Origin of the sequence: Methylobacterium sp. E-046, assembly GCF_022829625.1 — a bacterium.
Classification (GTDB): domain Bacteria; phylum Pseudomonadota; class Alphaproteobacteria; order Rhizobiales; family Beijerinckiaceae; genus Methylobacterium; species Methylobacterium longum.
Map to the genome: position 1 here is coordinate 1 of NZ_JAKSYP010000264.1, position 2,456 is coordinate 2,456.

Below are 2,456 nucleotides of genomic sequence, written 5' to 3' on the forward strand. Positions count from 1 at the left end.
GGGTCAGGTCCGGGGCCTGCTGGGGGAGATCCAGCGGGGGATCAACACGTCGGTGATGCTGACCGAGGAGGCGGTGAAGCGGGCGGCGGCGGGCAAGACGCGCTCGGACACGACGCAGCGCACGATCGAGGAGATCACCGCCAAGGTCGAGGAGGGGGCGCAGGTCTTCCAGCAGATCATCGCCTCGACCAACCAGCAGCAGATGGGCATCGAGCAGGTGATGGGTGCCTTGCAGAACATCCGGCAGGCCAGCCAGCAGACGGCGGCCGGCACGCGCCAGGTCGAGGCGGCCTCGGCCAACCTCACGGAGCTGTCACAGGCGCTCATGGCGCTCGCCGAACGCTATCGGCACTAGGCATTTGTCGGTACCCGTTCCGACGCTCGGGCTGGTTTGCTCCCGATTGAGCGGCTTCCGACAAGAAGACGCGACCATGGGCAATGAACACGTCGATCTGCACGATGCCATCGTTGATCGCCGTGATGAGATTGGCATGGGCTGCGTCGAACTGAGGGTCAGCGGTCGGCTCGCGGCTACGCAGATCGGCGAGCACCGCCGTCATTTGATCCCGCTGCTCTCGCATATCCGCGAGGATCACCTCAGCCCGTGCCGCCTGCAGGCACGTCGCTTGGCCGCTAGCAAGCAGCTCCACTGCAGCGACATCGACCCGATTTAGCGCGGCTTGCTTCTGACCTCTCCTGCGGAGAGGAACGATGCCCTCATTCATCAGGACCCTCGACCTGATTTCCGTCCTGCGACGCTCGCTGCTCGGCCCTCAGCTCGCGCTCGGCCATGAGCCAGAACTGCAGATCGTAGCCATCGGGACGATGATGACGGTCCCATAGGTCGTAGGCGCGTTCACGGATCGCATAGGACGAAGGCACCTCGGCTGGTTCCATGGCGTGCGCTTCCGTATCGACGATTGGAACACAACTGGGAGGCCATGAGCCGGCGCGTGCGGTTCCTGTTCCTCGCCATGCCGACCCTCGCGCGGCCACCCGGCCGAGGCGTCACGGGTATGGGTTGAGGAACTGGCTCAACCCGTACCTGTCACCGCGCGCTCACCCATCGTCGCATCGTGGGCGTCGCGAACACCTCGGATGCGCTTGTGGGCGAGAGCGCTTCTTTAACAGACCCGGTCGGGTTTGACGCGTGTCCCGGGTAGGCCCAGGCGACCTCAGCTAAAAGGCGCTCCATCTGCACGTCAGCAAGGTAGTTCATCAGGCGATCGGCCATGTCGGGATTGGCGCACTCGACCGAGACCGACACTGGGAGAGATGTCCATGCAATGGTCGCGATGACGGACTCGGCCTTCAGCGCCGCCTCGCGCGCCGAGGACGATGCGAGGAACCGTGCGCCCTGAGGCGTGGCGATCGAGACTGCAATGCCTGCCATGGCGCCCTCAACGGACGCGCCGCCGAAATCGTTTCGTGCTGGGCCCGTGTTTCCTCGTTCGCCATACCGTCCACCCACATGACGCCACGACATAGCGCTTTCCGTCACCGTCCTTCGCGATGGACCCTCAAACCGGCAGCTCACACGAGCTACCGTCTTGTGATGGCGTGGGCCGAGTTGCCCGATTACGCTCATGGGATGGGTACCATCGTCACCTTCCCGAAGGGTCGCGCTCCAGGCCGCGGCACCGAGCAAACCATCGTCGTCACGATAACCGATCGGGACGGCTCTACGCTCATCGCGATCCCCATCGTTCCGCCAGAGGTGGATGCCGTGATGGTGGTACCGACCGACCCGGTCGATATCGCATTCGCCCGAGCAGCACTTCAACACGCACTTCAGAAGCTCGACGGTTCCGGTATCGATCCCGACATGGGTGCAGACTACACGCCGACCTGATCCGGGGTTCGAGACATAGAGCTGTTCTCAAGCCTCCTTCGGTACGCTGTTTTCAGATCTTGCCGCCGCTCGTTACTGCGCTGTACGAGTAGTAGCCAAGAGAGACCCGCCGTGCCCTACCTAGCCCTCGTTGCTGTCGCCCTTGCCGTCAGTGCGCACGCCGCACCCGCTCGCGCACAGACCCAGGAGGAGCAGGCTCTGGCCTTGCTCCGGGCCTCCAGCGCGCAGTCGGCCATCATCACGTTCTGCGGCAAGCACTACGCGATCGACGGTACGACCGCGCTCCGGATCTCACAGACCGCGCGCGACGTGGCCACAAAGGTGCTCGGTCAGGAACAGGCGAACACCGCCTTCAAGGACGAACTGGCGCGGCGCTACGCTGAGGTGAAAGAGGTCGGGGAGCAGCAGTGGTGCACCGCTCAGCGCGAGGCGCTCTCGGGGGGCGAGGTCCGGATCTTCAAGAACTGAGCCGTAGGCAGCTCAATCGCCACAGTCACTATTACCAGCATCCTCCCCGCCGTCTAGCAGCCAGTCGAGCAGATCCGCACCGGCGTCGCCGGTCGCGTCCTGGGCTAGCTTGCTCAGCGGCTTCTCGGAATGCTGG

6 protein-coding genes are annotated in these 2,456 nt (G+C 64.3%); 4 read left to right on the top strand and 2 right to left on the bottom strand.

All coding sequences use genetic code 11. The annotated features are described in order from the left end of the window. Together MKK82_RS28735 and MKK82_RS28740 are read left to right on the top strand one after the other, a co-directional pair. The coding region (locus MKK82_RS28735; protein WP_243987611.1) for a methyl-accepting chemotaxis protein at positions 1–355 on the top strand (355 nt) is incomplete at its 5' end. A gap of 76 nt (positions 356–431) precedes the next feature. Further along, positions 432–674 carry a hypothetical protein gene (locus MKK82_RS28740; protein ID WP_243987613.1) on the top strand — a complete coding sequence of 81 codons (243 nt, stop codon included), beginning with the start codon at positions 432–434 and terminating at the stop codon, positions 672–674. 43 nt (positions 675–717) lie between these two features. Here MKK82_RS28740 and MKK82_RS28745 read toward each other — a convergent pair whose 3' ends face one another. Both MKK82_RS28745 and MKK82_RS28750 read right to left on the bottom strand, forming a co-directional pair. Continuing rightward, entirely contained in the window at positions 718–897 is a 180-nt protein-coding gene (locus MKK82_RS28745) for a DUF2934 domain-containing protein (protein WP_243987615.1), read from the bottom strand. 151 nt (positions 898–1,048) lie between these two features. Then, the gene (locus MKK82_RS28750; RefSeq protein ID WP_243987617.1) at positions 1,049–1,393 is read right to left on the bottom strand and encodes a hypothetical protein; all 345 of its coding nucleotides are present in this window, start codon (positions 1,391–1,393) and stop codon (positions 1,049–1,051) included. Positions 1,394–1,591: 198 nt separating this feature from the next. Here MKK82_RS28750 and MKK82_RS28755 point away from each other — a divergent pair, with 198 nt between their 5' ends. Both MKK82_RS28755 and MKK82_RS28760 read left to right on the top strand, forming a co-directional pair. Then, a complete protein-coding gene (locus MKK82_RS28755) occupies positions 1,592–1,852 on the top strand; it encodes a hypothetical protein (protein WP_243987619.1) in 261 nt (86 codons plus the stop codon). 111 nt (positions 1,853–1,963) lie between these two features. Then, the gene (locus MKK82_RS28760; protein ID WP_243987621.1) at positions 1,964–2,320 is read left to right on the top strand and encodes a hypothetical protein; all 357 of its coding nucleotides are present in this window, start codon (positions 1,964–1,966) and stop codon (positions 2,318–2,320) included. Positions 2,321–2,456: the final 136 nt, after the last annotated feature.